At 61.5% G+C, this 24,398-nt stretch carries 23 protein-coding genes and 1 pseudogene; 15 read left to right on the forward strand and 9 right to left on the reverse strand.

Annotated features, from left to right (window positions below):
* Window positions 1–2 precede the first annotated feature (2 nt).
* Window positions 3–1,013: an anthranilate phosphoribosyltransferase gene (gene trpD / locus NKH60_RS13480; RefSeq protein WP_352474265.1), complete on the reverse strand. Its 1,011-nt coding sequence runs from the start codon at window positions 1,011–1,013 to the stop codon at window positions 3–5.
* Window positions 1,010–2,902 (reverse strand): SurA N-terminal domain-containing protein, encoded by a 1,893-nt coding sequence (locus tag NKH60_RS13485; RefSeq protein WP_352872428.1) that lies wholly within the window; start codon window positions 2,900–2,902, stop codon window positions 1,010–1,012. Before NKH60_RS13485 ends, trpD begins: the two co-directional genes overlap by 4 nt.
* Before the next feature lie 142 nt (window positions 2,903–3,044).
* Between NKH60_RS13485 and tpiA the strand changes: the two genes are divergently transcribed.
* From tpiA to NKH60_RS13510, 5 genes are all read left to right on the forward strand, one after another.
* Window positions 3,045–3,812, forward strand: coding sequence for a triose-phosphate isomerase (tpiA, locus tag NKH60_RS13490; protein WP_352474263.1), 768 nt, complete (start codon window positions 3,045–3,047; stop codon window positions 3,810–3,812).
* Between the two features lie 163 nt (window positions 3,813–3,975).
* Window positions 3,976–4,428, forward strand: a complete 453-nt coding sequence (gene secG, locus NKH60_RS13495) for a preprotein translocase subunit SecG (protein ID WP_254817294.1) — start codon at window positions 3,976–3,978, stop codon at window positions 4,426–4,428.
* A 199-nt stretch (window positions 4,429–4,627) separates the two neighbouring features.
* On the forward strand, window positions 4,628–5,749 hold the full coding sequence (locus NKH60_RS13500) for a L,D-transpeptidase (RefSeq protein ID WP_352502401.1): 1,122 nt from the start codon (window positions 4,628–4,630) through the stop codon (window positions 5,747–5,749).
* Between the two features lie 147 nt (window positions 5,750–5,896).
* Complete coding sequence (gene pyrG / locus NKH60_RS13505; RefSeq protein WP_352448839.1) at window positions 5,897–7,525, forward strand: CTP synthase; 1,629 nt, start codon at window positions 5,897–5,899, stop codon at window positions 7,523–7,525.
* A gap of 10 nt (window positions 7,526–7,535) precedes the next feature.
* Window positions 7,536–8,075: a DUF1697 domain-containing protein gene (locus NKH60_RS13510; RefSeq protein ID WP_352795444.1), complete on the forward strand. Its 540-nt coding sequence runs from the start codon at window positions 7,536–7,538 to the stop codon at window positions 8,073–8,075.
* A 33-nt stretch (window positions 8,076–8,108) separates the two neighbouring features.
* Here the strand turns inward: NKH60_RS13510 and NKH60_RS13515 are convergent, their stop codons facing one another.
* Together NKH60_RS13515 and NKH60_RS13520 are read right to left on the reverse strand one after the other, a co-directional pair.
* Window positions 8,109–9,566 (reverse strand): NCS1 family nucleobase:cation symporter-1, encoded by a 1,458-nt coding sequence (locus tag NKH60_RS13515; protein ID WP_352474257.1) that lies wholly within the window; start codon window positions 9,564–9,566, stop codon window positions 8,109–8,111.
* A 193-nt stretch (window positions 9,567–9,759) separates the two neighbouring features.
* Window positions 9,760–10,152, reverse strand: coding sequence for an MmcQ/YjbR family DNA-binding protein (locus NKH60_RS13520; RefSeq protein ID WP_352474256.1), 393 nt, complete (start codon window positions 10,150–10,152; stop codon window positions 9,760–9,762).
* Here NKH60_RS13520 and NKH60_RS13525 point away from each other — a divergent pair.
* Window positions 10,148–10,357: pseudogene (locus NKH60_RS13525) on the forward strand (ABC transporter ATP-binding protein); the annotation flags it as partial. The gene NKH60_RS13520 and the pseudogene NKH60_RS13525 overlap by 5 nt on opposite strands.
* Before the next feature lie 17 nt (window positions 10,358–10,374).
* Here the strand turns inward: NKH60_RS13525 and otsB are convergent.
* The 4 genes from otsB to NKH60_RS13545 form a co-directional block, all read right to left on the reverse strand.
* On the reverse strand, window positions 10,375–11,136 hold the full coding sequence (otsB, locus tag NKH60_RS13530; protein ID WP_352540551.1) for a trehalose-phosphatase: 762 nt from the start codon (window positions 11,134–11,136) through the stop codon (window positions 10,375–10,377).
* Window positions 11,133–12,914 (reverse strand): alpha,alpha-trehalose-phosphate synthase (UDP-forming), encoded by a 1,782-nt coding sequence (locus NKH60_RS13535; RefSeq protein ID WP_023674969.1) that lies wholly within the window; start codon window positions 12,912–12,914, stop codon window positions 11,133–11,135. Before NKH60_RS13535 ends, otsB begins: the two co-directional genes overlap by 4 nt.
* A 179-nt stretch (window positions 12,915–13,093) precedes the next feature.
* A complete protein-coding gene (locus NKH60_RS13540; protein ID WP_352540550.1) occupies window positions 13,094–15,256 on the reverse strand; it encodes an amylo-alpha-1,6-glucosidase in 2,163 nt (720 codons plus the stop codon).
* Window positions 15,257–15,304: 48 nt separating this feature from the next.
* Window positions 15,305–16,366 (reverse strand): glycosyltransferase family 4 protein, encoded by a 1,062-nt coding sequence (locus NKH60_RS13545; protein ID WP_352815639.1) that lies wholly within the window; start codon window positions 16,364–16,366, stop codon window positions 15,305–15,307.
* Here NKH60_RS13545 and NKH60_RS35145 point away from each other — a divergent pair.
* Entirely contained in the window at window positions 16,352–16,924 is a 573-nt protein-coding gene (locus NKH60_RS35145) for a DUF982 domain-containing protein (RefSeq protein ID WP_502893790.1), read from the forward strand. The genes NKH60_RS13545 and NKH60_RS35145 overlap by 15 nt on opposite strands.
* Window positions 16,925–16,956: 32 nt before the next feature.
* Here NKH60_RS35145 and NKH60_RS13555 read toward each other — a convergent pair whose 3' ends face one another.
* Complete coding sequence (locus NKH60_RS13555; protein ID WP_352872433.1) at window positions 16,957–18,213, reverse strand: methyltransferase family protein; 1,257 nt, start codon at window positions 18,211–18,213, stop codon at window positions 16,957–16,959.
* Between the two features lie 88 nt (window positions 18,214–18,301).
* On the opposite strand from NKH60_RS13555, the gene NKH60_RS13560 reads away from it, so the two are divergent.
* The 8 genes from NKH60_RS13560 (at window position 18,302) to NKH60_RS13595 (ending at window position 24,392) form a co-directional block, all read left to right on the forward strand.
* On the forward strand, window positions 18,302–18,739 hold the full coding sequence (locus NKH60_RS13560; protein WP_352766574.1) for a hypothetical protein: 438 nt from the start codon (window positions 18,302–18,304) through the stop codon (window positions 18,737–18,739).
* A 6-nt stretch (window positions 18,740–18,745) separates the two neighbouring features.
* Entirely contained in the window at window positions 18,746–19,141 is a 396-nt protein-coding gene (locus tag NKH60_RS13565; RefSeq protein WP_352766572.1) for a hypothetical protein, read from the forward strand.
* Window positions 19,125–19,292 carry a hypothetical protein gene (locus NKH60_RS13570; RefSeq protein WP_352766570.1) on the forward strand — a complete coding sequence of 56 codons (168 nt, stop codon included), beginning with the start codon at window positions 19,125–19,127 and terminating at the stop codon, window positions 19,290–19,292. The genes NKH60_RS13565 and NKH60_RS13570 overlap by 17 nt, the downstream gene beginning before the upstream one ends.
* 261 nt (window positions 19,293–19,553) lie before the next feature.
* A complete protein-coding gene (locus tag NKH60_RS13575) occupies window positions 19,554–19,778 on the forward strand; it encodes a hypothetical protein (protein ID WP_352502409.1) in 225 nt (74 codons plus the stop codon).
* 215 nt (window positions 19,779–19,993) lie between these two features.
* The gene (locus NKH60_RS35150; protein ID WP_352977186.1) at window positions 19,994–20,248 is read left to right on the forward strand and encodes a DUF6894 family protein; all 255 of its coding nucleotides are present in this window, start codon (window positions 19,994–19,996) and stop codon (window positions 20,246–20,248) included.
* Between the two features lie 304 nt (window positions 20,249–20,552).
* Complete coding sequence (locus tag NKH60_RS13585) at window positions 20,553–21,179, forward strand: class I SAM-dependent methyltransferase (RefSeq protein WP_352815633.1); 627 nt, start codon at window positions 20,553–20,555, stop codon at window positions 21,177–21,179.
* 237 nt (window positions 21,180–21,416) lie between these two features.
* Complete coding sequence (locus tag NKH60_RS13590; RefSeq protein WP_352471929.1) at window positions 21,417–23,204, forward strand: ABC transporter ATP-binding protein; 1,788 nt, start codon at window positions 21,417–21,419, stop codon at window positions 23,202–23,204.
* 6 nt (window positions 23,205–23,210) lie between these two features.
* The gene (locus NKH60_RS13595) at window positions 23,211–24,392 is read left to right on the forward strand and encodes a glycosyltransferase family 9 protein (RefSeq protein WP_352872437.1); all 1,182 of its coding nucleotides are present in this window, start codon (window positions 23,211–23,213) and stop codon (window positions 24,390–24,392) included.
* Window positions 24,393–24,398: the final 6 nt, after the last annotated feature.

Below are 24,398 nucleotides of genomic sequence, written 5' to 3' on the forward strand. Positions count from 1 at the left end.
TTTTAACCGTTCGAAATCTCGATCAGCCTGTCGAGCACTTTCAGCGCGCGGCCGCTGTCGATGGCCTGCGCCGCCGTTACCATGCCGTCGGCGAGGGTCGTCGCTGTGCCGGCCACCACCAGCCCGGCGCCGGCATTCATCAGCACCGTATCGCGAAAGGCGCCGGCGGCGCCGCCCAGCATGTCGCGCAGTGCCTGGGCGTTGTGGGCGGCGTCGCCGCCGCGCAACTCGTCCTTGGTGTGCCGCTTCAGTCCGACGGCTTCCGGGGTCAGCGTAAAGCTGCGGATCTCGCCGCCGGCCAATTCGGCGACAAGTGTCTCGCCGGTGGTGGTGATCTCGTCATAGCCGTCGCCATGGACGATCCAGGCATGGTCGGCACCAAGTTCCTTCAACGTTTCTGCCACCGGCATGATCCATTCGGGCAGGAACACGCCGACCATCTGCCGTCTGACACTCGCCGGATTGGAAAGCGGGCCCAGCAGGTTGAAGATGGTGCGGGTTCCGAGCTCGACCCGGGTCGGGCCGACATGCTTCATCGCCGGGTGATGCGCCGGCGCGAACATGAAGCCAACGCCGGCCTCGTGGATGCAGCGGCCGATCGTCTCCGGAGGGATGTCGATCTTGACGCCCAATGCGATTAGCACATCGGCGGCGCCGGTCAGCGAGGACAGTCCGCGATTGCCGTGCTTGGCGACGGGCACGCCGCTGCCGGCGATGACGAAAGCGGATGCGGTCGAAATGTTGACGCTGTGCGAATTGTCGCCGCCGGTGCCGACAATGTCGATGGCACCCTCGGGAGCTTCGACACGCAGCATCTTGGCGCGCATGGTGGCGACGGCGCCGGCGATCTCGCTGACGGTCTCACCGCGCACGCGCAATGCCATCAGGAAGCCGCCGATCTGGCCGGGGGTGGCATCGCCGGACATGATGATGTCGAAGGCCTCGCGCGCCTCCTCGAAGGAAAGAGCGCTGCCGGCGGCGACCTTGGCGATGTGGATCTTCAGCGCGCTCATCTGGCCAGGGCTTGGGTTACGGCCGCCTGATCGATGCGGACGTCATATTGCGTCTGCAACTGCGCCACCAACTGGTCGAGCAGGTCGTCGGACATGCCGGAGGTGAAGGACTTCTGTGCGTCCTGGGGCACTGAGCTGGCATCGGCCCCGGCAGGCTCGAACACCTCGGCAACCTTGAACAGGATCTGTCCGTCGCCCGTAGGTGAGGGGATCAACCCGGCGCCGCCTTCTCCGACGCCGAACATCGCGGCGGCGCCTTCCTTGCCGAAATCGACGTCGTCCGCATCGCGCTTGACGCCGCGCTTGGTCTGCTTTTCGAGCTTGAGCTCACCGGCGATCACCTCGAGCGTGACGCCGGCCTTGAGACGCTTCTCGAGCTCCTGTGCTTTTGCTGTGAGCCGTTTGGTGGTCTCCGCCGCGGTCCAGTCGGCCACGACCTTCTGGCGGACTTCGTCCAACGTGCGGTCGCGGGCAGGCGTGATCGCGCTCACGTCGTAGAAGACGAAGCCGTTATCGGCGGTGGTGAGGCCTTCATTGTCGGTTCCGGGTTCGGATTCGAACACCGCCTTGATGAGTGCCGGCGATTCCGGCAGGTCTTTGACGATGCTTCCATCCGGCCGTTGGCCGGTGCGGTCGATGGCATCGATGGTGACGACCTTCAGCTTCAATTTGGCGGCAGCCTCGGCGAGCGAACTGCCCGAGGCGCGCGTATCCTCGTAATTGTCGTGCACGTCCAGCAAGATGCGGCTTGCCTCGCCCAGTGCCAGGTCCTTGCGGATCTGCTCGGACACTTCGGCCAGCGGCTTCACCACTTCGGGCTTGATGTCGGTGACGCGCAGCAGAACGGGACCAAAGGCGCCCTGTACGACCGGGCTGACCTCATTGACGTTCAGTTTGAAGGCAGCATCGGCGACCGCCTTGTCGGCGATCTTGTCCTTGGCCAGCGTGCCGAGCAGCGTGTCTGCCGGCGTCTTGCCTTCGGCAGCGACGATCTTGTCGAAGGTCGCGCCGGTCCTGAGCGAATCGAGCGCCGCCTTTGCGGCATCAGGTGTCTTGAACACAAGCTGCTCGATGGTGCGCATCTCCGGCGTGGTGTAGCGCGCCTTGTTCTTATTGTAGTCGTCGCTGACCTGTTGGTCGGTCACCGCGCTCAAATCCATGATGTCTTCCGGTTCGAGCCTGACATAGGAGAACTTACGGTATTCGGGAGCGGCGTAGGTTTTCTTGTTTTCCTCGAAATAGGCCGAAAGCGCGCTGTCGGACGGCGCTTCTATCGGTTCGACCAGCGATTTCGGCAAGGTCAGGTAGTCGATGGTGCGATCTTCGCCGCGATAGAGCGCGACCGCCTTGAAGAATGTATCCGGGGCCTTGAGGCCGTCCGAAACCGCCTCGACGATCTGCTGGCGGACCGCGACCTGGGCGCGGTTCTTCAAATAGTCTTCCGGCCGCATGCCGACCTGCCGAAGCAGGTACTCGAAGGTTCTCCTGTCGAAGGTTCCGGCAGGCCCTTTGAACGCCGGGTCTTCACGCGTCAGTTCGGCGAGCCGGTCCTTGGACAGGCCGAGGCCGAGCTTGCGGGCCTGCTCGTCGAGGACGGCACCCGACACGAGTTGCGCCAGCACCTGGTTGTCGATGCCGAGCGCCGTCGCTTGCTCACGGCTGATGCGCTGGCCGAATTGCTGCGACATGACGCTGAGCTGGCGATCGTAGGCGAGGCGGTATTCGTTGATCGAGACCTTGGTGCCTCCGGCCGTAATCACGGCGTCATGGCCGGCAAGACCGCCCATCAGCCGCCCCGAGATGCCCCAGATGGCGAAGCTCAACACCAACAATGACAGCAGCAGTTTCGCGACCCAGGTCCCCGCCGCGCTTCTCAACATACCAAGCATGAGTACTTCCGATTTTTGCGCATTTCGCATGCGCCGAGTCTGAAACAAGCGCAATAGCGCCCTTCCTGCCCACTGTCGATTGCTTTGTGGCCTGATTTTGATAGTGAGGGCCAGCTGGAAATTGCCCGGAGAAACAAATCCCATGACCACTGGAATCCGCCCGCTCGTCGCCGGCAACTGGAAAATGAACGGCACCAGCGCCTCGCTCAACGAGATCAGGATGATCGGCAACGGCTTCATGAGTGGGCTCGACGCCGAGACCGAAGCGGTGGTCTGCGTGCCGGCGACCTTGCTTGCGCACGCCGCCGAGATTCTGTCGCGCACGCCGGTGCGGGCCGGCGGAGAGGATTGCCACACCGAGGAGAGCGGCGCCTATACCGGCTGCATTTCGGCCGAGATGCTGAAGGATGCAGGTGCCAGCCATGTCATCGTCGGCCATTCCGAATGCCGCGCCGATCGCAAGGAGGACGATGCCTTGGTCCAGGCCAAGGCCTCCGCCGCATGGCGCGCCGGGCTGGTGGCCATCATCTGCATTGGTGAGACAAGAGCCGAACGAGAAGCAGGAGCCACGCTCGACGTGCTGTCGCGCCAGGTCGCTGGCTCGGTCCCGCCAAACGCCACGGCTTCCAACACCGTCATTGCCTATGAGCCAATATGGGCGATTGGGACCGGCTTGACCCCGACCGCCGCCGACGTCGCCGAGGCACATGCGCATATCCGCGAAGAACTGGCACGGAAGCTCGGCAATACGGCGGCCAAGATGCGCATTCTCTACGGCGGCTCGGTCAAGCCGTCCAACGCCATCGAGTTGCTCGGCGTCAGGAATGTCGATGGCGCGCTGGTCGGCGGCGCCAGCCTAAAGGCGGCGGACTTCCTCGGCATCGCGGAAGCCTATCGAAACATCGCTTGATACAAGGGCTGGTTGCTGCATTTGAGCGGACGGCCGGCGCCGAAATCGTTGCAAAGGACGCATTGCTTCCCATATTCCGGCCACGGGCTTGGAAATGCCGTCAAAGCATTGTATTGAGCCGCCTCCAAATCAGCGGCCGCACAAGGCCTTGCCAGGGTAAATTATGGAAACCGTACTGATCGTCGTCCACCTCATGGTCGTGCTCGCGCTTGTCGGCGTGGTGCTGCTGCAGCGCTCCGAAGGCGGCGGCCTCGGCATCGGCGGCGGATCGGGCTTCATGACCGCGCGTGGCGCCGCCAATGCGCTGACGCGGGCGACGGCGATCCTGGCTGCCGCTTTCTTCGTCACCTCGCTGACACTGTCGATCGTTGCGCGCTATGGCGAGAAGCCGATCGACATTCTCGATCGCGTGCCGGCGACCTCGGACGGAGCAGGCAAGGGCGTACTCAACCAATTGCCTGGAACCACGACGCCGACGCCGCCTTCAGGCACCACGGCGCCGACCCCGCCGTCCGGCAATGGCGCGGCAACGACGCCGCCGGCAACCGCTCCGGCGACGCCGCCAGCGACAAACGGCGCCACCGCGCCGGCTACGCCGCAGGTCCCCAACCAGTAATAGGGCAACTTATGCCGCGATCTGTTGTCGTTTGAACACAGTCGCGGCAAATGCCGCACGATCACGAAGATTCGACTGCGCCTCACGCTTGAGGCGCTTCCGGCTAATCGATTATACGTTGCACGCGGCATTCTCGGCGTCCTTGGGGGGCGCCGGGCGACGCCGTGGGCAACAAGCATTGAACGATCGGATCTTCCCCATGCAGCTTCGCAGCTTCATTTTTGCCGGCCTTTGTGCCGTGCTCAGCCTAGGTGCGCCCGCTTTCGCGGCCATGCCGACGGCAAACTCGGCCCACAAAGCCGCAACAACAACCGACGTCGTCAAGGTCGCTGCCAAAAGCGATGCAGCGCAATTGAAGCTTCTCAAGAAGAAGAAAGATCCGACGCCGGACGACCTTGCGCAGATCCGCAAGATCGAAGCCAAGATCGCAGCCGACAAGGACGCCGCTCGCGCCAAGGCACTCGAAGCCAGGAAGCTGGCGATGCGCGAGGCGGCGAAAGGCAAAGCCGATGCGGAACGCCAGGCGTTCCTTGCCAAGAAGAGCCAGCCGCTCGCAACGGCCAAGGTGGCTGACGCCACGCCGGCCAAGAAGAAGACCGTCAACATCATCGAACCGATTACGCCCATTGCGCCGATCCAGTCGGCCGAGCCGATCCCGGCCGAGGCCATGAACGTTGCGCTGACCGGCAACAATGGCGAGTTGCGCAGCGAACCGGTCGGGCAGAAGCCGCAGAGCGTCGGGCTGTTCGCGGGACTGTTCGGCGGCACATCCTCTTCGTCGATGTCGCTGCTTCCGGAAACACGCGCGCTCGACGCCGCGCTCGAAAGGAAGCAGGCCAAGCGGCAGTTCAAGGTCAAGCCGGAATTCGTGCCGCAGGAGGTCGAATTCACCGGCTACAACCCCGGCACCATCGTCATCGATACCAGCGCCCGTCGTCTCTACCTCGTCGAATCATCGTCAACCGCCCGCCGTTATGCCATCGCGGTCGGCCGGGAAGGCCTGCAGTTCAAGGGTACGGTTGCCGTCGGCGACAAGCAGGAATGGCCGCGCTGGATTCCGACGCTGGATATGCAAAAGCGCGAACCCAAGCACTATGGCCAGTACAAGGACGGCATGCCCGGCGGCGGCGACAATCCGCTCGGTGCGCGCGCCATCTATCTTTACGACGGCAAGAAAGATACCCACCTGCGCATTCACGGCACCATCGCGCCGCAGTCAATCGGAACCAGCGCCTCCAATGGCTGCTTCCGTATGATCAACGAGCACGTCATGGATCTTTACCGCCGGGTGAAAGTAGGCACCAAAGTCGTCATCATCTGACGCTTTGACAGATCGTGCCAAAAGGGCCGGCCTCGCCGGCCCTTTTGTTTTGATACGCCAACGACCAGAGCGCCTTCTTGGGAAAAAGCCTTCGCGGCGGTTTTTTCTCTGGCGGAATCAATTCGGCCGCGTTAAGCGATGACTCCCATGGCGCGATATGTATTCATCACAGGCGGCGTGGTTTCCTCACTTGGAAAAGGCATTGCTGCAGCGGCCCTTGGGGCTCTCTTGCAGGCGCGGGGCTATCGCGCACGCATCAAAAAGCTCGATCCCTATCTCAATGTCGATCCCGGCACGATGTCGCCCTATCAGCACGGCGAAGTCTTCGTGACCGATGACGGGGCCGAGACCGATCTCGATCTTGGCCATTATGAGCGCTTCACCGGCCGCTCGGCCAACCAGCAGGACAACATCACCACCGGCCGCATCTATAAGAACATCATCGAGCGCGAGCGGCGCGGCGACTATCTCGGCGCCACCGTGCAGGTCATTCCGCACGTCACCGACGAGATCAAGAATTTCGTCCTCAACGGCAATGACGACTACGATTTCGTGCTGTGCGAGATCGGCGGCACCGTCGGCGACATCGAAGCGATGCCGTTCCTGGAGGCGATCCGCCAACTCGGCAACGACCTGCCGCGCAACAACGCCGTCTACGTCCACCTGACCTTGATGCCTTACATTCCGACGGCAGGCGAACTGAAGACCAAGCCGACGCAGCATTCGGTCAAGGAGTTGCGCGGCATCGGCATTGCACCCGACATACTGCTGGTCCGCGCCGACCGGCCGATCCCCAAGGAAGAGCGCAGAAAGCTGTCGCTGTTCTGCAATGTCCGCGAAAGCGCCGTCATCCAGGCGCTCGACGTCCCGCATATCTACGACGTGCCGATGGCCTATCACAATGAAGGGCTGGATTCGGAAGTGCTGGCGGCCTTCGGCATCGATCCGGCGCCGAAGCCGCGCATGGAACGGTGGCAAGCGGTGTCCAACCGCATCCACAATCCGGAAGGCGAAGTGACCATTGCCGTCGTCGGCAAATATACCGGCCTCAAGGACGCCTACAAATCGCTGATCGAGGCGCTGTCGCATGGCGGCCTCGCCAACCGGGTCAAGGTCAAGCTCGACTGGATCGAAAGCGAGATATTCGAGAAGGAAGACCCGGCGCCGTGGCTGGAGAAGGTCCATGGCATTCTCGTCCCCGGCGGTTTTGGCGAGCGCGGCTCGGAGGGCAAGATCCTGGCGGCGAAGTTCGCGCGCGAGCGCAAGGTGCCGTATTTCGGCATCTGCTTCGGCATGCAGATGGCTTGCATCGAGGCGGCGCGTTCGCTGGCCGGCGTCGAGCACGCATCATCGACCGAGTTCGGTCCAACCGAGGAGCCGGTTGTCGGCTTGATGACCGAATGGCTGAAGGGCAACATGCTGGAAAAGCGCAGGGAAACCGGCGACCTTGGTGGTACCATGCGGCTCGGTGCCTACCAGGCCGACCTTGCCAAGGGATCGAAGATCGCCGAGATCTATGGCGATACGCAGATTTCCGAACGCCATCGCCACCGCTACGAGGTCAATGTCGACTACAAGGAGCGGCTCGAGGATTGCGGCCTGGTGTTTGCCGGCATGTCGCCGGACGGCGTGCTGCCGGAAACGGTCGAATATCCCGACCACCCCTGGTTCATCGGCGTGCAGTACCATCCCGAGTTGAAAAGCCGGCCGCTCGATCCGCACCCGCTGTTTGCCAGCTTCATCGAGGCGGCGGTAGAGCAGTCGCGGCTGGTCTAACTAGCCGCCCATGCAAACTTACGTCGCGCTGCTCTACAGCATTGTCCTGGGCGAGGGGCGGCGGGTCGTCATGTCCGATCTGAAGGCGATGGCCGAAGGCCTGGGTCTGAATAACCCGCGCACGCTGGTGGCGACCGGCAATCTGGTTTTCGAGGCGCAAGAAACAGAACTTGCGGCGTTGGAGCAGCGGCTGGAGGCGGCGTTCGCAAAGACTTTCGGCCGCCACGTCGACATCATCGTGCGCCGCGCCGACGGCTGGCTGAGGATGGCGGCCGGCAATCCGTTCCCAGCCGAATCGGCTGAGGCCGCGGACCAGGTGGCGGTGCGCGTGATGCGGGCGCCCGTTCCCGCCGAGACCGCCGCGGCGCTTGAGGCGTATGCCGGCAAGGACGAGAAGCTGCGGATTGTCGGCGGCGACATCTGGATCGTCTTTTCCAGCGAGACGCCGAGTTCGCGGCTGCTTGCGGCGGTCAGTCACAAACGCCTGGGCATCGGCACCTCGCGCAACTGGAATACGGTGCGCCGCCTGGCCAAGATGGTCGCAGAATAAATAAACGGGGCGGCTCGCGCCGCCCCAAATCGCTCAGGCCTTGGCTATCCTGGCTCCGGCACCGAGTGCCATCGTGCGCAGCACGTAGTAGATGACGCCGGCAATTGCCACGCCGAAGAACCAGCCATAGACGCCCCACCATGACGGCAGCAGGCTGGTGAAATTGGGCAGGATCGAGGAGAAGACCGCGCCGATACCGGCGGCGATGAAGGCATTGACATGCCAGCCGCCCTGAAAGCGGAATTCGCCATTCTCCCTGTAGAGCGCCTCGACGTCGACCTCGCCCTTCCGGATCAGGTAATAGTCGACCATCATCACGCCGAAGATAGGCCCCATCGTCGCGCCAATGATGTTGACGAAGGAGGCGGCACTGCCTTCCCAGGGCGCGAATGGATAGAGCACCAGCGCGATCAGCGCCGCGATGTAGCCGCCCTTCTTGAAGTCGATCTGGCGTGGAAAGACATTGGAGAAGTCGAAGGCCGGCGACACGAAGTTCGCCACCACATTGATGCCGAGCGTCGCCACCGCAAAGGTCAGGGCTGCGAGCGCCGCCAGGAACCAGCTGTCGAATTTCGCCGAAATCTGGTCGGGATGCAGCAGCACCTCGCCATAGACGTCGAAGGCGGCGATCGTCGTAACGCCGGCGACCAGCGAGAACAGGATAAGATTGACCGGCAGGCCCCAGATGTTGCCCTTGCGCAGCGATGCCTTGTCCGGGGCGTAGCGCGCGAAATCGCAGAAGTTGAGATAGAGCGCGGAGAAATAGGTCACCCAGATCGCGGCCACCGCAAACAGCGAGGTCCAGGAGCCCGGCGTGCCCGGCACGCCCGCGTCCTTTGTCTTTTCCAGCAGCACATCCATCGGGATGTCGCTGGTGAAAGCGAAGGTGCCTGCCTTGATGCAAAGATAGATCGCCAGGATCAGCATCATCACCCACACCGCCGGTCCGGCCCAATCCTGGAAGCGGCGCACCGTTTCCATGCCTTTCTGGATGATCAGGAGTTGCAGCGCCCAGATGACGGCGAAGCAGATCACCTCGAGCCCGGAATGGCCGAGGAAATGTGTGCTCTGGTTGAAGTCGGCGAACCATTGCGAGCGGATCAGCAGGGCTACGATCGCCCCGGAGGCGGCCGCCGTCTGCGCGCCGTACCAGAAGCAGGCGACGATGGCGCGCACCAGCGCCGGTATGTTGGCGCCCCAGATGCCGAAGGAGGCACGCGCCAGGACCGGGTAGGGCACCCCGGTCTTCACGCCGGCATAGCCGACCATGTTCATCAACGCATAGATGATCAGCGAACCGATACCGATGGCGATGATGAAGTTGACGAAGCCGCCGCAGAACAGGAACAGGCTGGCAGCGAGATAGTAGCCCCACAGGCTGTGGACGTCCGACGTCCAGACGTTGAAGATCGAGAACGGTCCCCAGTTTCGAACCTTCGCCGGAGCGAGATCCTCATTGTACAGGTCCGGTGATGCGCCTTGTATTGTCATTGCTATGTCCTCCCCTTGCAACCGCACGCGCCTCCACGCATGGCACGCAGGTTAAGCCTGACGCAGGGGAACCGGCAAGCAGACGATTTGCCGGCTTTGGGCTTAAAGTCATTCAATGAGAAACGCGCTTATCGGCGTGGCGTCGTTGAGCTTCTAGCGCCGGCGATTCGTGGGGTGACACCAATCGCTCGACCTAAGCTCCAGAGTCCACCTTGTGCGTGATCAGGGCGGCAAGCTTTTTGGGCGCTTGTGCGCGATAACTCTCATCGAGCCATGACTTCAGTTGTCCCATCGGTGGCAGTTCGTCCGGTGCTGGTTCGAACGTCACCCATCCGCTCTTGCCAAGGCCGTACTCCGTCGGCGACGCATAGTGGAGCTTTCTCGCCTCGTCGCCGCTGTAGGGGAGTTTGAGGGAGATGCTGAACGGTTCGCCTTCAAGGCTCAAATAAGCAAAGGTCTTGCCTTTCACCGCGAGATCGTCGTGACCAGGCCACGGACTCTTTGTCTCGGCGCCTGGATAGGTGAGGCCGAAGGCGCGTAGTTCCTTGAGAACGGCATCGGTCGAAGCGCGCGATTTCCTACTCATCAACTCTCCTCCATCGCTGTCGGTGGCTATCCTGGCAGACGAGCCGACGGGGAGCCTCGACAGCAAGAGCTCGGAGCAGGTGTTCACAATCCTGCAGAATCTGGTGCGCGAACGCGGCAAGACGGTCGTGGCAGTCACGCATGACCTCGACATGGCCGCACGCATGGATCGCCGCATTCACATAGTGGACGGGAAGATCAGCTGAACCGGGCCACGGCGCGATCAGGCCACCGCCGACGTCTCGAAACTGGCCTCGAGCCAGGCTATTGCGCCCGTCACGTCGTCGAGGACATAGGTTGCGGCCGTCGGTCCGTTCGGCTTCACGCGGATGGAGATGCCGCCAATTTCATTGATCGCCTCGAAACCGTGTTCGTCCGATGTATCGTCTCCGAGGAATATCGGCCGCCGGCCAACAAAGGGCGGAATGTCCATGAAACGCTGGATGGCAGCACCTTTGACGGCTTCCAAAGGCATGAGCTCGACGCCGGCGTTTCCCGGAAGCACCCGATAACCCTTCGGAAGCCGGGCCAATGCCTGTTCGACGAGCTGGATTGCGGGTGCAAGCAGTTGCGGTGCTGCTCTTGTATGAACGGCAAGGACCGGCCCCTTGCGCTCGACATAGACCTTGCCGCTGCCCAGTTCGGCCTCGATCTCGTCCGCAAGGGCGGCGATGTCGGCCGGCGCGTCGGCGGCATCGATCGGACCGCTCGGCGTCAGCCGGTGCTCCAGCCCATACAGTCCGGCAATCCGCAGCTTCAGCGGGTGGAACAGCTTGTCCACGGCGGGAATCGATCGGCCGGTGATGAAGGCGACCGCACCATCCAGCCGCCGCTCGATGCGTTCGAGCAGATTGCGCAATTCCTCGCCGACGAACACCGCGTCGGGATGGGCAGCGTGTTCCAGCAGGGTTCCGTCGATGTCGAGGAAGAGCGCCCATTGCCCTTCCGACAGGTTCAACGCCGGTGGTTGTTCAAAGCTTTTCACGACGCTGCCTTCCGAGCCCGCTCGAACATCGAGATGACGTTGTTGGTGTTCGATGGCGGGCGCTCGCCGGTTCCGGTCACCCTGTCGAGATCGCCGCGTTTGCGCAGGCGCGCGGCGTCCAGCAGCATGCTGCCGGCCCAGCGGTAGACATTGTTGTCGCGGACCATCTCGCGCATCGGCCGCAAACGTTCGCGCTGCTCTTCCGGCGTCATCGTCAGCGCCTGCAACAGCGCCTCGCTCATCATGGCCGCATCGTAGGGGTTGACGATCAGTGCTTCCAGCAATTCGCGCGAGGCACCGGCGAAGGTGCTGAGCAAAAGCACGCCCTGTTCGTCGTCGCGCGCTGCGACGAATTCCTTGGCGACAAGGTTCATGCCGTCATGCAGACTGGTGACCATACAGATGTCGGCGGCACGATAGACCTCGTAGACCTGCTCCTGCCGATGATGTTCGGCGACCATCAGGATAGGGCTGTATGTCTCGCTGCCATAGCGCCGGTTGAGCTCCTCGGCACAGCGGCGGCATTCGTCGTGGAGTTGCTGGTAGGCGGGCAATGTCCCCCGGCTCGGCGCGGCGATCTGCAGGAAAACCACCTTGCCTATCCATTCGGGATATCTCGTGAACAATTCGTCCAAGGCATGGAAGCGATCGAGAATGCCTTTCGTGTAGTCGAGGCGCTCGACGCCAACGCATAGTTTGGTATCCGCAGACAGGCCGAATCTGTCGCGCACGCTGGCGCGGCACTCCTCCACAGACGGCAGTTTTGCCAGCAATTGGGCCGGCCATTCTATGGAAATGGGATAGGCGTGGACCAATGTGGTCTGCCCACCATAGGAGATTGCCGCGTCTGCCCGTTCGATCCGGCTCTCCAGAAAGCGGTCGACACTTTCGGTGAAGTTGTTGGCATGGAATTGGGTATGAAAGCCGATGATCGAACTGCCGAGCAGTCCTTCCAGGATCCGCTCACGCCACGGACAGATGCTGAATACTTCCGAATTAGGCCACGGGATATGCCAGAAGGTGATGACTATCGCGTCCGGCAGGCGCTGGCGGATCATGCGCGGCAGCAGCGCGAAATGATAGTCCTGCACCAGCACGATCGGCCGTTCGTTGCGGGCTTCGGCAACCACCGTATCGGCGAATTTGCGGTTGACGGCCTCGTAGGCGTCCCAGTCCGAGGCGCGAAACACGGGGCGGGTGAAGGCGATATGGCAAAGCGGCCATAGGCCCTCATTAGCGAAGCCCAGATAGTAGCCCTGATATTCCTCCTCCGTCAGCCAGACCCTGCGCAGCGTGTAGGACGGATTGCCTGGCGGCACCTGCACCCGGTCGTCCTTGTCGACGGTGAGACGGTCTGCCGTGCCGCCGCCATAGGCGATCCAGGTGCCGGCACAGGCGCGGGTGATGGGCTCGAGTGCCGAAACCAGGCCGCTGGCCGGCACCAAAAGTTGGACCCCGTCGTCCTTGATGTTGTGGATGTAGGGTTCGCGGTTGGACACCACGATGACCTGTGCGTCCGGCAGGTCGTCGGCCAGGATCTTGCGCAACGTGTCGGGCGACCACGTGACCAGTGCCGCATCGGCGGACTGGCCGTTCTTTTCGAACTCGCGCAGCACCTTGCGTGCCGCTTCCGAGGCGACATCCTCGCTCGGCGTGTATGCGGCGGCCGTTGCGCGACCGCGGCGCTGGCGGGATATCGACAGGAGAATGGCAAAAGCGGAAAAGCCAAAACTTGCAATCAGCAAAACCCAGAGCAGGTTTACAGTATAATCTGACATGGAATGTGATCTCGCCTCCGGCCGGCCGATAGCCGTTTTTTTTATTTGTTTTCTGGTTCGCCGCCGTATGACAACGACAGCGTCCCCACCCCGCCCATTTTTGCAACGCACAAAGAGGCTATCGGTTCCGGACGATTGCAACGCGCGCGTCATTTTCGATGCGCCGCAGCGCGGCGGCATCAAGTGCGCACGATGAGCGGCACCATCCCCTCATACCGGTCGGCAAGAAAGGCGACGACCCGGTCGCCGACACGCTGGAATGTGAGGTCGACCACTGTCGAGCCGACACCCAGATGCCGCAATGTCAGCGTGTCGATGCCGATCGGCAGCCTTGGGCGGGTGACCCGGATTTCGCTGTTCCAGCCGTCGATTTCGAGCCCAAGGCAGGCCTGCATCAGCATGAAGGCCGATCCCGCTGACCAGGCTTGCGGCAGGCACGCGACGGGATAGGCGATGGGCGCTTCGCCCGGCGACCGGGTAAAGCCGCAGAACAGTTCCGGCAGCCGCATGTTGAAATGGACAGCCGATTCGAACGTGCCGCTCATCAGCCGAACCACGCTGTCGCGCACGCCATAACGTGCCAGGCCTGCACCGCACATGGCGGTGTCGTGCGGCCAGATCGAACCATTGTGGTAGGACATCGGATTGAAGAATATCGCATCGTCGGCCAGCGTCCTCACGCCCCAACCAGAGTGGAACGACGCGGAGAGCAGCTGATCGGCGACCATCTGCGCCCGTTCCGGCTCGGGCAGCCCGACAAAGAGAAGATGGCCGGCATTCGACGTCCGTACCTTGCAGAGCTCGCCTGCACCATCGATCGCCAGTGCATAGAAATTGAGATCGTCCATCCAGAAATGGCGTTCCACCGCGGCGCGCATGGTTTCGGCGCGTTCCTCCCAATGATCGGCCTTGTCGTCCTCGCCGCGGCGGCGGGCGAGCGCCGCCAGCCCACGGAACGCGGCAAAGACGTAGCCTTGCACCTCGACCAGGGCGATCGGCCCCTTGGGCATGCGGCCATCGGCATGGAAGACGGAATCGAAACTGTCCTTCCAGCCCTGGTTGGCAAGGCCGGTCTCGGCGCCGCGCTGGTAGGTAACGAAGCCGGTCGCGCGGCTTGTCTCCTCCGTCCATTCGGCCGCTGCACAGAGCGATGGCCACAGGCTGTCGACGAACGCCATGTCGCCGGTACGATCCGCATAGGCGCAAGCGAGATGAATATAGAGCGGCGTGGTATCGACGCCGCCGTAATAGCGGCCGAACGGGAGCTCCCGCAGTGCCGCCATCTCGCCCTTGCGGGTCTCGTGCATGATCTTGCCGGGCTGCGAATCGCTGAACGGCGACGTTTCGGTCGCCTGATGCTGGGCGAGAAAGGCGAGTACGCCGCGCGCCAGCCCAGGATTCAACCACAGCATCTGCAATGCGGAAATCACCCCGTCACGGCCAAATGCCGTCGAGAACCAGGGTATGCCGGCATAGGGGTAAGGTCCGGTTGCAAGCTCGGTGGTCAGCAGCGCCACGTCCGCGCGCGCGCGTTCGATCCAGTCGTTGAAGACGCGGCCAGAACTGTGCACCGTCGCGCCGTGGCGGCGTTTGGCGCGCATGCCGAAGCGAGCGCGGGCGGCTGCAGCCCGAAAACGGTCGCGGTCGGGTGTCTCCGCCACTTCCGGGCCGACCTCGATATAGAGGACCTCGCTGCTGCGCTTCGTCACCGCAACCAGGAAATCCGCGCGGCTGGCGGTCAAATTGTCCGGCGCCTGCGAGAACGAGATCGCCGACAGGCGCACGAGTTGGTCCAGCCCGTCATATCGAAGCACCACGGATGTCGGACTGGTCTCGGCGGCGTGGGCTATTCCGCGCTTGAGCCGGGTCGAACCGCGCACCTCGAACATGTCGCGGAAATCTGCTGCGAAATGCAAGGAAACCCGAATGGCCGACGATTCCTGGCTGTAGTTGGAAAGGGTGATGCGCTCGAACAGCCGGTCCTGCCAAAGCAGCCTGACGCGTTCTATGTGGATCGCGCCCTGCGGAATGTCGCGACCACCGACACTCTGGATCGGCAGATTGGTCAGGTTCGAGGTGAAAAGCACATTGTCCTGGCTGAGCGAGGCGCCGAGCAACGACATTTGCCGGCCACCGACCGTCAGCCGGAATTCCGAAAGCACACGCGTGTCGTCTCGGAAAAAGCCATCGCCGGCGCCGCGGATGTCGCCATAGGCGTCGGCCACCGCGAAGCAGTCGGCTTGCTTGAGGGCGAACAGCCGGTGCGGCTCCCGGGGCGCAACCTCGTCGAGGGAGGCAAGGGCTACGGCGGGATCAAGCTTACGCTCGTCGAGTTGATTCATACGTCACAAGCTCTGTCGTTTCGTTTCCAACGTCCACAATGACGCCGATCAGGACGCTCTCGCTTCACCGGGAGTACCGATCAGGCGCGCATAGGCAGCCACATAGTCGTGGGCCATTCTCGTGGCAGAAAAACGGTTTTCGAACACGGCTCTCACCTGTCGCCTGTCGAGGCGCAGCAATTCCGGTATCGAGGCGACCGCAGCATCGACCGTATCGACAAGGAAACCGGTCACGCCGTGGTCGATGATCTCCGGCAGGGCACCGCATTTCCAGGCGATCACCGGCGTGCCACAGGCCATAGCCTCTATCGCGGCAAGACCGAACGGCTCCGGCCAATCTATCGGAAACAGCAGGCCGGCCGCCTTGCCGAGGAATTCCGCTTTTCTGTCCTCTTCGATCTCGCCGATATAGTCGACACGGTCGCCGTCGATCAGCGGCTCGACCGTGTCGTGGAAAAAAGGGCGGTCGTCGTCGCCGATCTTTGCCGCAAGCTTCAGTTTCAGCCCGGAGCGCAAGGCGATCTCAATGGCACGGTCCGGGCGCTTGTCGCGCGACAGCCGGCCCAGAAAGGCCAGATACGGCTCGTCCACCTCCGTCTCGAAAGTCGGCTCGTACATATTGATCGGTAGCCCGTGATGGATGGTCGCCAGCCAATTTGCCCTGGGTAGCCCGGTTCTCTGGCTGCGCGAAATCGAGATCATCGGAAAGCGCGGAAAATGTTCGTAGGCGGGGGCCAGGTCGACATAGTCGAGCCTGCCATGCGGTGTCGTCACCGTCCGGTCGGGCATGTGTTCGAAGAAAGGAAAATGCAGGAAGTGGCTGAGATGGAAATGGATGATGTCGAACTGTTGCGCACGGCTCCTCACCTCGGCGAGCATCGAGAGATGCGCCGCGGTTTCGGATTTGTGCGGGCGCGGATCGAGACGGAGCGCGCGCTCGCGACACGCCACCAATTTCGCCGACGTCTTGGTATCGCCGCTGGCGAACAGGGTCACGTCATGGCCAAGCTCGACCAATCCTTCGGTCAGATAGGAGACGATGCGCTCCGTCCCTCCATAGAACCGGGGTGGCACGGATTCATGGAGCGGCGCCACATGGGCTATTCTCATGTTTTGGCATTTCCCTCAAAAAGACTGCTCGTGGCATCGAAATGCATCAGCCGCGCTAACGTTCCCGTACAATGGCAAGATGCCACCCAATTGGGGCAAGATGTCACCCAATTGGAGCTGCCGGGCGCGTCGACCGTTGCTCGTCTCGTCCAGCAAACATTTTTCAGGCCAAGCCATGTTTTGCCGGGAACCAAAGTCGGGTTCGCGAGTTTAGTGGGGTTCGATCGCACGCATCCGGTCGACGGGGAGGAAATGATGGACCGCTTGCAATTCTTTTCGCCCGTGCGGATTTTGCGCGGACAGGGACAGCCCGTGGAGGAGATCGACAGCGTTGCCGAAGCGATGGCATTCTTGCGAAAATGGCCGGCCGGGCGGCGCGGGCCGGTTTACCAGTGCGCCGTGAATTGCTGCGCTGCGGCCATGGCCGGCCGGATGTCGGCCGAGGAAGCGAGAAAGGCTTTTGCCGGCTTCGCCCGGATCACCCGCCTGCTCGAGGGCGATCGGCCGTTGCCGATGAGCGGCGAGGATCGGCATCGCGATCACGCCTTGAGGCGATAGGCCAGCTGCCGCAGATGTCCGAGCAAGGGCATTCAGCCTGAGCGCCTGATCGGCGACCGACTCGCTTTCGCGAACAGTCGTTTGAGCTGAGCAACGGCGCCGTTTTCGCTGATGTAATCGCGATAGGCGACGTAATCGGGGTCGCGTGACAGATGGCATTCCTCGGTGATGGCGCGGAGTGCGTAGATGGCATTGAGCGCGAGCAGGATGGCGGAGTGCCGCAGCGCTTCAGCGGGTCCTGCGGCGGTGAGGAAAGGTAGGGAGACCAGCCACCAGGAGAGGTTTTTCGAAACATAGGCCGGATGCTTGATCCAGCGATACGGTCCGCAGGTGATGATTCCGCGATTGGTGAGATTGGAAAATCTCAGGCCAAAGCTCACGGTGGACCAGACAAAAATCAAGATGCAGAAGAGGATCGCCGACCCCCAGAAAACCTGGAGCGCCGGTGAGGGCATCACCGCCGTCCAGTTGGCGCCCGTTTCGTAGTTCAGGTAGGCACGGGTGGCGGCGTTGATGGGTTCATAACAGGCAAGACAAACCAGCCAGCCGAATACGGTGGGCTCGACGGTGCGGATATGATTGTCGAGGACGCGCAGCGTGAAGACGTAGCCGACGACCGCGACAAGAACATCCACCATGAACAGGAGATCGATTGCAAAAGCGTGCCAGCGCATGATGTCGAATCGATACGGTTGTTCCAGCCCGGCAAGGATCGAACCCAGTGTGGAGCACAGATAGACGAACATCAGCGGCAGGAAGAAGCCTTTGACGATCCAGCCCCGCACGTGCTGGCGTATCTGCTCGGTCCTTTGCGGCACGGCGCCGCTGAGGACGAATGCACCGATTTCGGCATATGAATCTTCCGGATCGGTCTGCCGGCGGTCGACATAGGCAACATAAAACGGCGCGGCGACGAGCAGCGCCGGCAAGGTGTCGTAAAGCGCCGCCCAGTAGGGGGCGTAAAACCCGCGCCGGTATTCCGGCACTATCCAGTAGACTGCGGCAATGGTCGTGAGCGTGACGATGAAGCCGATGAGCTTGCGCACGACGCGCTCGACTTCAAGCGCTCGCATCGGCTTCGCTTGAAATCCCGTCGAACGCCTCCGGAACGTCTGGAAATAGGCCGTGTCGACCGCGATCATCGCTGCCGCGGTAGCTGCAATGACAGTCATGGCCTGCAAATGCACAGGCCAGCTTCTGTTGACGAGCACTCCGACGGCCAGCGCATAACCAAACAGTCCTGCAAGGCCGGTTAGGGGCGCGGTCGCGGATTTCGGTTGGAGCGTCAAGCTGCTACTCCCGTTGTCATGAGGGTTGATCGTCGTCGGCGGCCGCCACGGGTCACGTAGTGTGCCCACCCGCCGCCGCTGGTGCCACTTGAGCAGCCGCTACACTCCACCGCTGCCGTTGGATCCGCTGCTGCTTGTCCCGTCGTTGCCGCCGCTGGATCCGCTGCTACTGCTCGATCCGCTTGAGCCGCCGCTGCTTGTTCCGTCATTGCCGCCGCTTGAACTGCTGGTGCCACTCGAACCGCTGCTGCCGCTGGAGCCGCTGCTACCGCTCGAACCGCTGCTGCCGCTTGAACTGCTGGTGCCACTCGAACCGCTGCTACCGCTGGAACCGCTGGTGCCGCTGGAACCGCTGGTGCCGCTCGATCCGCTGCTGCCGCTCGAACCGCTGCTGCCGCTCGAACTGCTGGTGCCGCTCGAACCACTGCTGCTGCTTGAGCCGCCGATGGGCCTGTTGTTGAGGTTGTGTGGGGAGCGATGGTTGTTGGCGCCCTCGTTTACATTTTCGCAGGTGCACTTGCGCTGATATTTGGTGCCGAAGGCACTGCCTTCATTGCTCGCCTTCTGGCAGACCGACCCATGGCAAATCAAAGTCGCTTCGGTTGTCACGGGGGTAAGGCCCGTGATGACTAGTGCGGTTGTCGTGGCCGCCATGGCCATGATCGAGAACCGGAGTAAATTCCGAGAATTTTGCATAGATACCTCGCTTTCTGACGCCTCGCTTCTCGGGCTCGCGCCCAAGCTTCCTGATTGTCGAGTGGGTATTTGCAACAAGGCCGCATACGGATCGCTTACGCCTCAGCGGTCGGGCTCAGGGGCGGCGAAAAAAGTTGAACAAAGCGCAGACAATGCTGCCGCATTGCGGTATTTCGACCAGAAAAAAGGAAGATGCACTTTGGGGGAAACGGAAAATGTCGAAACGGCTTAGACTGGTGCTGGGAACGGCCGGCGCAATTGCCGTCGCCATTGTCTGGGGGATCATCGCCACGTTAATGGGTGTGCCATCGATTCTGATCACTGTAGGAGCGGTCGCGATCGGCGCGGGCATCTACAACTATGTCGATCGAAGCCGAGGCTGATCCGGTTATCAGGCTACGGGCATAACGCAAAAATCCCACCGTCGCAGACTGTCTGCGGCAATGCTCAGTGTACGAAAATTACCAACGACAGCGGTCTGTGGAACGAGTGGCCTGCCGAAGCTATTGTGGTGTCGGTCCGAGACACCCCCGCCTCGGGTCATTGGCTCACCCAGCCGAGTGGTCCGCTGCTACCCAATGGCAGCGGACCTTCATCCGGAGGACAGACCCGGAAGACGGATTGTGCCGAATCGAGGGAGAACGATGGTCGTTGACGAGATTGCCGCGCGGCGCCTGAAAATTCTGCTCGAGCAATACATGGAGACCAGGAAGAGGCGCCACGATGCGGTTTCCACCGCAGCGGCTGAGATCGCGATCAGGGCTGTCATGCCGAATTGCCCGGCCTCCGGAAAAGTCCTGGACGACATGATTGCGGCATGTGCGTTCGAACACGGGCTGGGGGTGCTGTTCGATCGACCTGACGCATGAAGGCCTAAACGCCATGAATCCCAACGCCAAAATCGCACGGTGCTGTCGTGCACAAATCCGACGCTGTTCCTGAGGCGCTCGCGACTAATGCGCATCGCGTCGATCGGCCTCATGCGATGCGCTGTAAGTGCCTGTTTTTGTGCATGTCGTTGCCGCAAAACCGCTGCACAGTTTTGCGCGACATGCATTAGAGAAACCGACCGACCGGAGCAGCCATGCCGAGATATTTTTTCCATTTCCGAAACAATGAGGGCCGCTTGACGGAAGATTTCGAGGGTCAGGAGTTGGACGGTTTGTCCGCGGCTCAGGATAACGCAATGGCCTCGGCCAAGGAAATCCTGGCCGAGGGCCTGCTCAGCGGCAGCCCGGTCCTGACAGGTCTTTCCTTCGAAATCTGCGACGAGAACCGGAAGCTGCTTTTCCGATTTCCATTCTCGGAAGCTGCCGAAAAGGCCGGCACTCGGCCGTGATTGGCCAAAAGCCCCGCGATGCGGGCGAGCTTTGATCGAGCCTGGCTGAAAAACCGCATGTCGCGGCAAGACGGTCGTTAGTGCAAATCAGCACCATAGGCAAATTACTAGCATAGCTGCCGGCACAAAGCAAGAACAAATATGGCTTGCCTTGCCTACGGGGGCGCCAAGCGACGTTGCCATTTCCAACCAGTATGTCGATTTGTCGGGCCGGGTGTTCGTCAACTTACCGAAACGTCTTCGCAGGATGCTGTGATCAGGAGTTCCTTTCTCCCGCGGTTGCGTTTACAGGACGCTCAGGACAGTGTCGTTTGCGCGCCGGCAACTGGACCGAGTTAGGCCGGGCGCACAGTCCCCCTCCGTCAAGGAAACCAATCCGGCGCCGTTTTTGGAGAACAATGATTTGTGGTGGTCAAATAAGCAAAAGAGATTCAAGGGAACGTGGGACGACCGACTGGACGGCCTATTCTCAGCAGAGGTCGACTACGCCGGGAAATCCATTCTCGATGTTGGCTGCAACATGGGTATTGTCGCCTATGAGATATCCAAGCTAGGACCGAGTTCGATCCATGGGATCGACATTCTCAAGCCGCATATCGAGACGGCCAGGATGATCTTCCTGGGTTGTCCGGTCCAAAGCCAGTTCGATTGTCTCGATCTTGGCAGCCGGAAGCTGCAAAATGTTCTCAAACCGCAGTACGACATCGTCATGCTGCTGGCGGTCTACCATCACATGCAGTGGAGCCTCGGCGCGGACAAGGCGCGACGCGTGCTGTGCGATATCGCCGGGCGTGCTCAAACGATCGTTGCCCGCGTCCCTCCTGGCAAGGATAAGGAGATGATCGCGGTGCTTTCGGATGTGGGCTTTTCAATCAAAAGCAATCACACATCGCCTCTTGGAAGCCATCTCATGGTCCTCGCGAAACACTGACCGGGCATAGCGCGGCCGACGGCGAATGGCGCAAGAGCCGCGTGGCTGGGATCCGCTATGCTCGGATGCGAGGAACCGACAGTCATAAGCCGATGACGTGCAAGGATCCGGTTCGGCATTGACTGCGGTCGGGAACGAAGCCACAGACAGGTGATCGAAACCGTCTCGTGCTTCAAGACAACACGAAGACCGGACGGGATCGCAACGGGCGGCGACAAGATGATTGCAAAGAAACGAGTGTCAACGGTCCCGGCATATCCGCTGATCAAGCGTCTGATTGGCGAAAATCTGCCGCCGCACAAGATGCTGTATGTGACAGGTTTGCTGTGCTCGATCGCTGCTGCTGCCGCGGTCGGCGCGACGGCCTGGATCATGAAAGTCATGATCAACACCATCTATGTCGAGCGAGATGCTGCCGCTGTATCGGGTATCAGCGTCGTCATCATCGGCATTTTCCTGGTCAAGGGCATAGCTGCCTACTGCCAGACCGTCACAACGGGAAAGATTCGCCGGGCTATCGTTTCGGACCTGCAAAACCGGCAATTTTCTCGAATGGTGCGTTTCGACATCAGCCGTTTCGCGAACCAGCATCCGGCAAAATTCATCTCCAAAATCATGTTCAACGCGCGCGCCGGGGCGACCGTTATTCTCACCCTCACGAGCAGCGCCGTCTCTGATCTGCTGACCCTGATTGCCTTGGCCAGCGTCATGGTCAAGCAGGACCCGGTGATGTCGCTGATATCCGTGGCGGTTCTGCCGATGCTGTTCCTGTCAGTCGGCGCGATAACCAGGAAGCTCAAGGCGCTGGCGAGGGGCGAGACGGAATTGGCCGCGCAGGTCCAGTCGATCGGCACGGAAGCCGTCGAAGGCATCCGCACCATCAAGTCCTTCCAGCTCGAGGACAAGGCCGTCGCCAGCTTTGCAAAGGCCGTCCGCAAGATGGAAAGACGTGGCATCCAGATCAACCGGACGTCAGCATTGATGAGCCCATTGATGGAGACCGGCGGCGGCGTGATCATCGGGCTTTTCGTTATGTACGCCAGCTGGCAGACCCTCGGCAACGGCAAGACGCCCGGCGAATTCATGGCCTTCATTACCGCGTTCCTGCTTGCCTATGAGCCTGCCAAGCGGTTGGCCCGGGTCAATGTCGACATTCAGAAGCAAATGGTCGCCGTCGAGCAGATGTATGATTTGATCGACACGCCCGAGCAGCGGCGACTCGCGATCGCGGGCGAGCGTCTGACCGACGTCGATGGTGGTATCCGCTTTGAAGATGTGGCCTTTTCCTATGACGGCAACAGCCCCGCGCTCGAGGGTGTTTCCTTCGATGTCCGACCTCGTGAGAAGCTGGCGATCGTCGGCCGCTCCGGCGCCGGCAAGACCACCATCGTCAATCTAATCCTGCGTCTGATGGAGCCGGACAAGGGCAGGATCCTGATCGACGGAAAGGACATTTCGAAGATCAGCCTGGCCGACGTCCGCGATAACATCGCACTTGTGTCACAGGACGTCTTCCTGTTTGAAGGCTCGATCCGCGACAACATTCGCGACGGCCGCCCGAATGCCACGGATCAGGAAATCGAGTCCGCTGCGAACCTCGCCCGGGTCACCAGCTTTGCTTCGGCGCTCGAAAACGGGCTCGACACGCTTGTCGGGCCAAGCGGCACCAACCTGTCCGGCGGGCAGAAACAACGCGTTGCCATCGCACGCGCCCTGCTCAAGAATGCTGCGGTAATCGTCTATGATGAAGCGACATCGGCGCTTGACGGTGAAAACGAACGGGCAGTCATGGAGGCAGCCTTCGACAACACATTTCAGCGCACAGTGATCTGCATTGCGCACAGGCTGTCTACAATCAAGGCGGCCGATCGTATTCTCGTGTTTGACGCCGGACAGCTTGTCGATGCTGGAACGCATGACCAGCTTTCCAAGCACAGCGAGATATATCGTTCGATATTCCACCTGGAGACGGCCGATCCGATGGTCGAAAGCGGCAAAAAGCTGCGGCAGAGCGTATTGCGCTGAAGGCCGATGACCAGCTTTTATCACGGTTCCTATGTCCGGTATGTGATTGGTGGACTGGGCCTTCAGGTGCGCCGGTACAAAAAGGCGGTGCGCGGGTTGTTTTCCGGTCGCAAGCAGCCTCGTTCCATTCTTGAGCTGCAGGCCAAGGTTGCGGCCCTGATTGTGCGCAGGGACTGGAAAGGCCTTGAAGCCGGTACCAATGAGATGGCTGTCACGGCCGATCATAATCGCGACCCCGAGCTGATGCAGAAGGCGGGCCAGGCGTTCGAACGCCTTGGCAACTTTGCGCGGGCAGCTGAGCTTCGGCTTTCCGCTCGCCGGCTGCGGAAAGGGAAAGGCGCCAACGAGTGGACCGGCGAGAATCTCGGATCGGATACACTGCTGATCGATCTTGTGGAGGATGACCCGCGCAGCCTTGGCCGGGTTATCCGCCACGCGCGACTGGCCGGCGCTGCCGCTGCCTATGCGCAAAGCGCAACAATCCGGGTCGAGCCGCGCCTGGTATCAATTCTGCAGCGAACGTTCCCGAAGGCGACCGTGGTCCCGGCGCAGCGGGATGTGGTCGGCGACAAACACGCGACTTTCGAAGATCTCGCCTGGGTGTTCGGACGCGACGCCGAAAGGCTTGCTGCCGACTTCGTACCGCTGCAGGCAGATCCTGAACTCGTCGAGACATTCCGCAAGCGCTATCGCTCGACGACGGATCTGCCGCTGGCAGGTCTCTCCTGGGGCAGTAAATCCCACACCAAGGACGTGCCTGATTTTTCTGAATGGGCACGGTTCATCGCCCAGACACAAGCGACATTCGTTTCGCTCCAGTACGGACAGATCAAGCCGGCGTTGCGGCGCCTTCGCAACGGCAACGGCGCGCGTCTGATCTTTGACAATAGCGTCGACCAGATGGTCGACATGGACCGTTTCGCCGCACAGGTCGCTGCACTCGATGCTGTCGTGACGATCAGCAATACGGCGGCCCATCTTGCGGGAGCCCTTGGCGTGCCGACTGTTTTCCTCATCGACGACAATTTTCAGACGGCATGGCCAGTGACCGGCGACCGGACACCCTGGTATCCGAAGGGCATTGTCATTCGCAAGGAGGGGCGCCCTTGGTCGCTGGTGCTCGACGAGGCTGGCCGGCGGCTCTCGTCGATCCTGACGACGCTTTCCGACGCTCCCCGGGGACGATAGAACATC

Origin of the sequence: Mesorhizobium sp. M1006 (genome assembly GCF_040318825.1) — a bacterium.
Classification (GTDB): domain Bacteria; phylum Pseudomonadota; class Alphaproteobacteria; order Rhizobiales; family Rhizobiaceae; genus Mesorhizobium.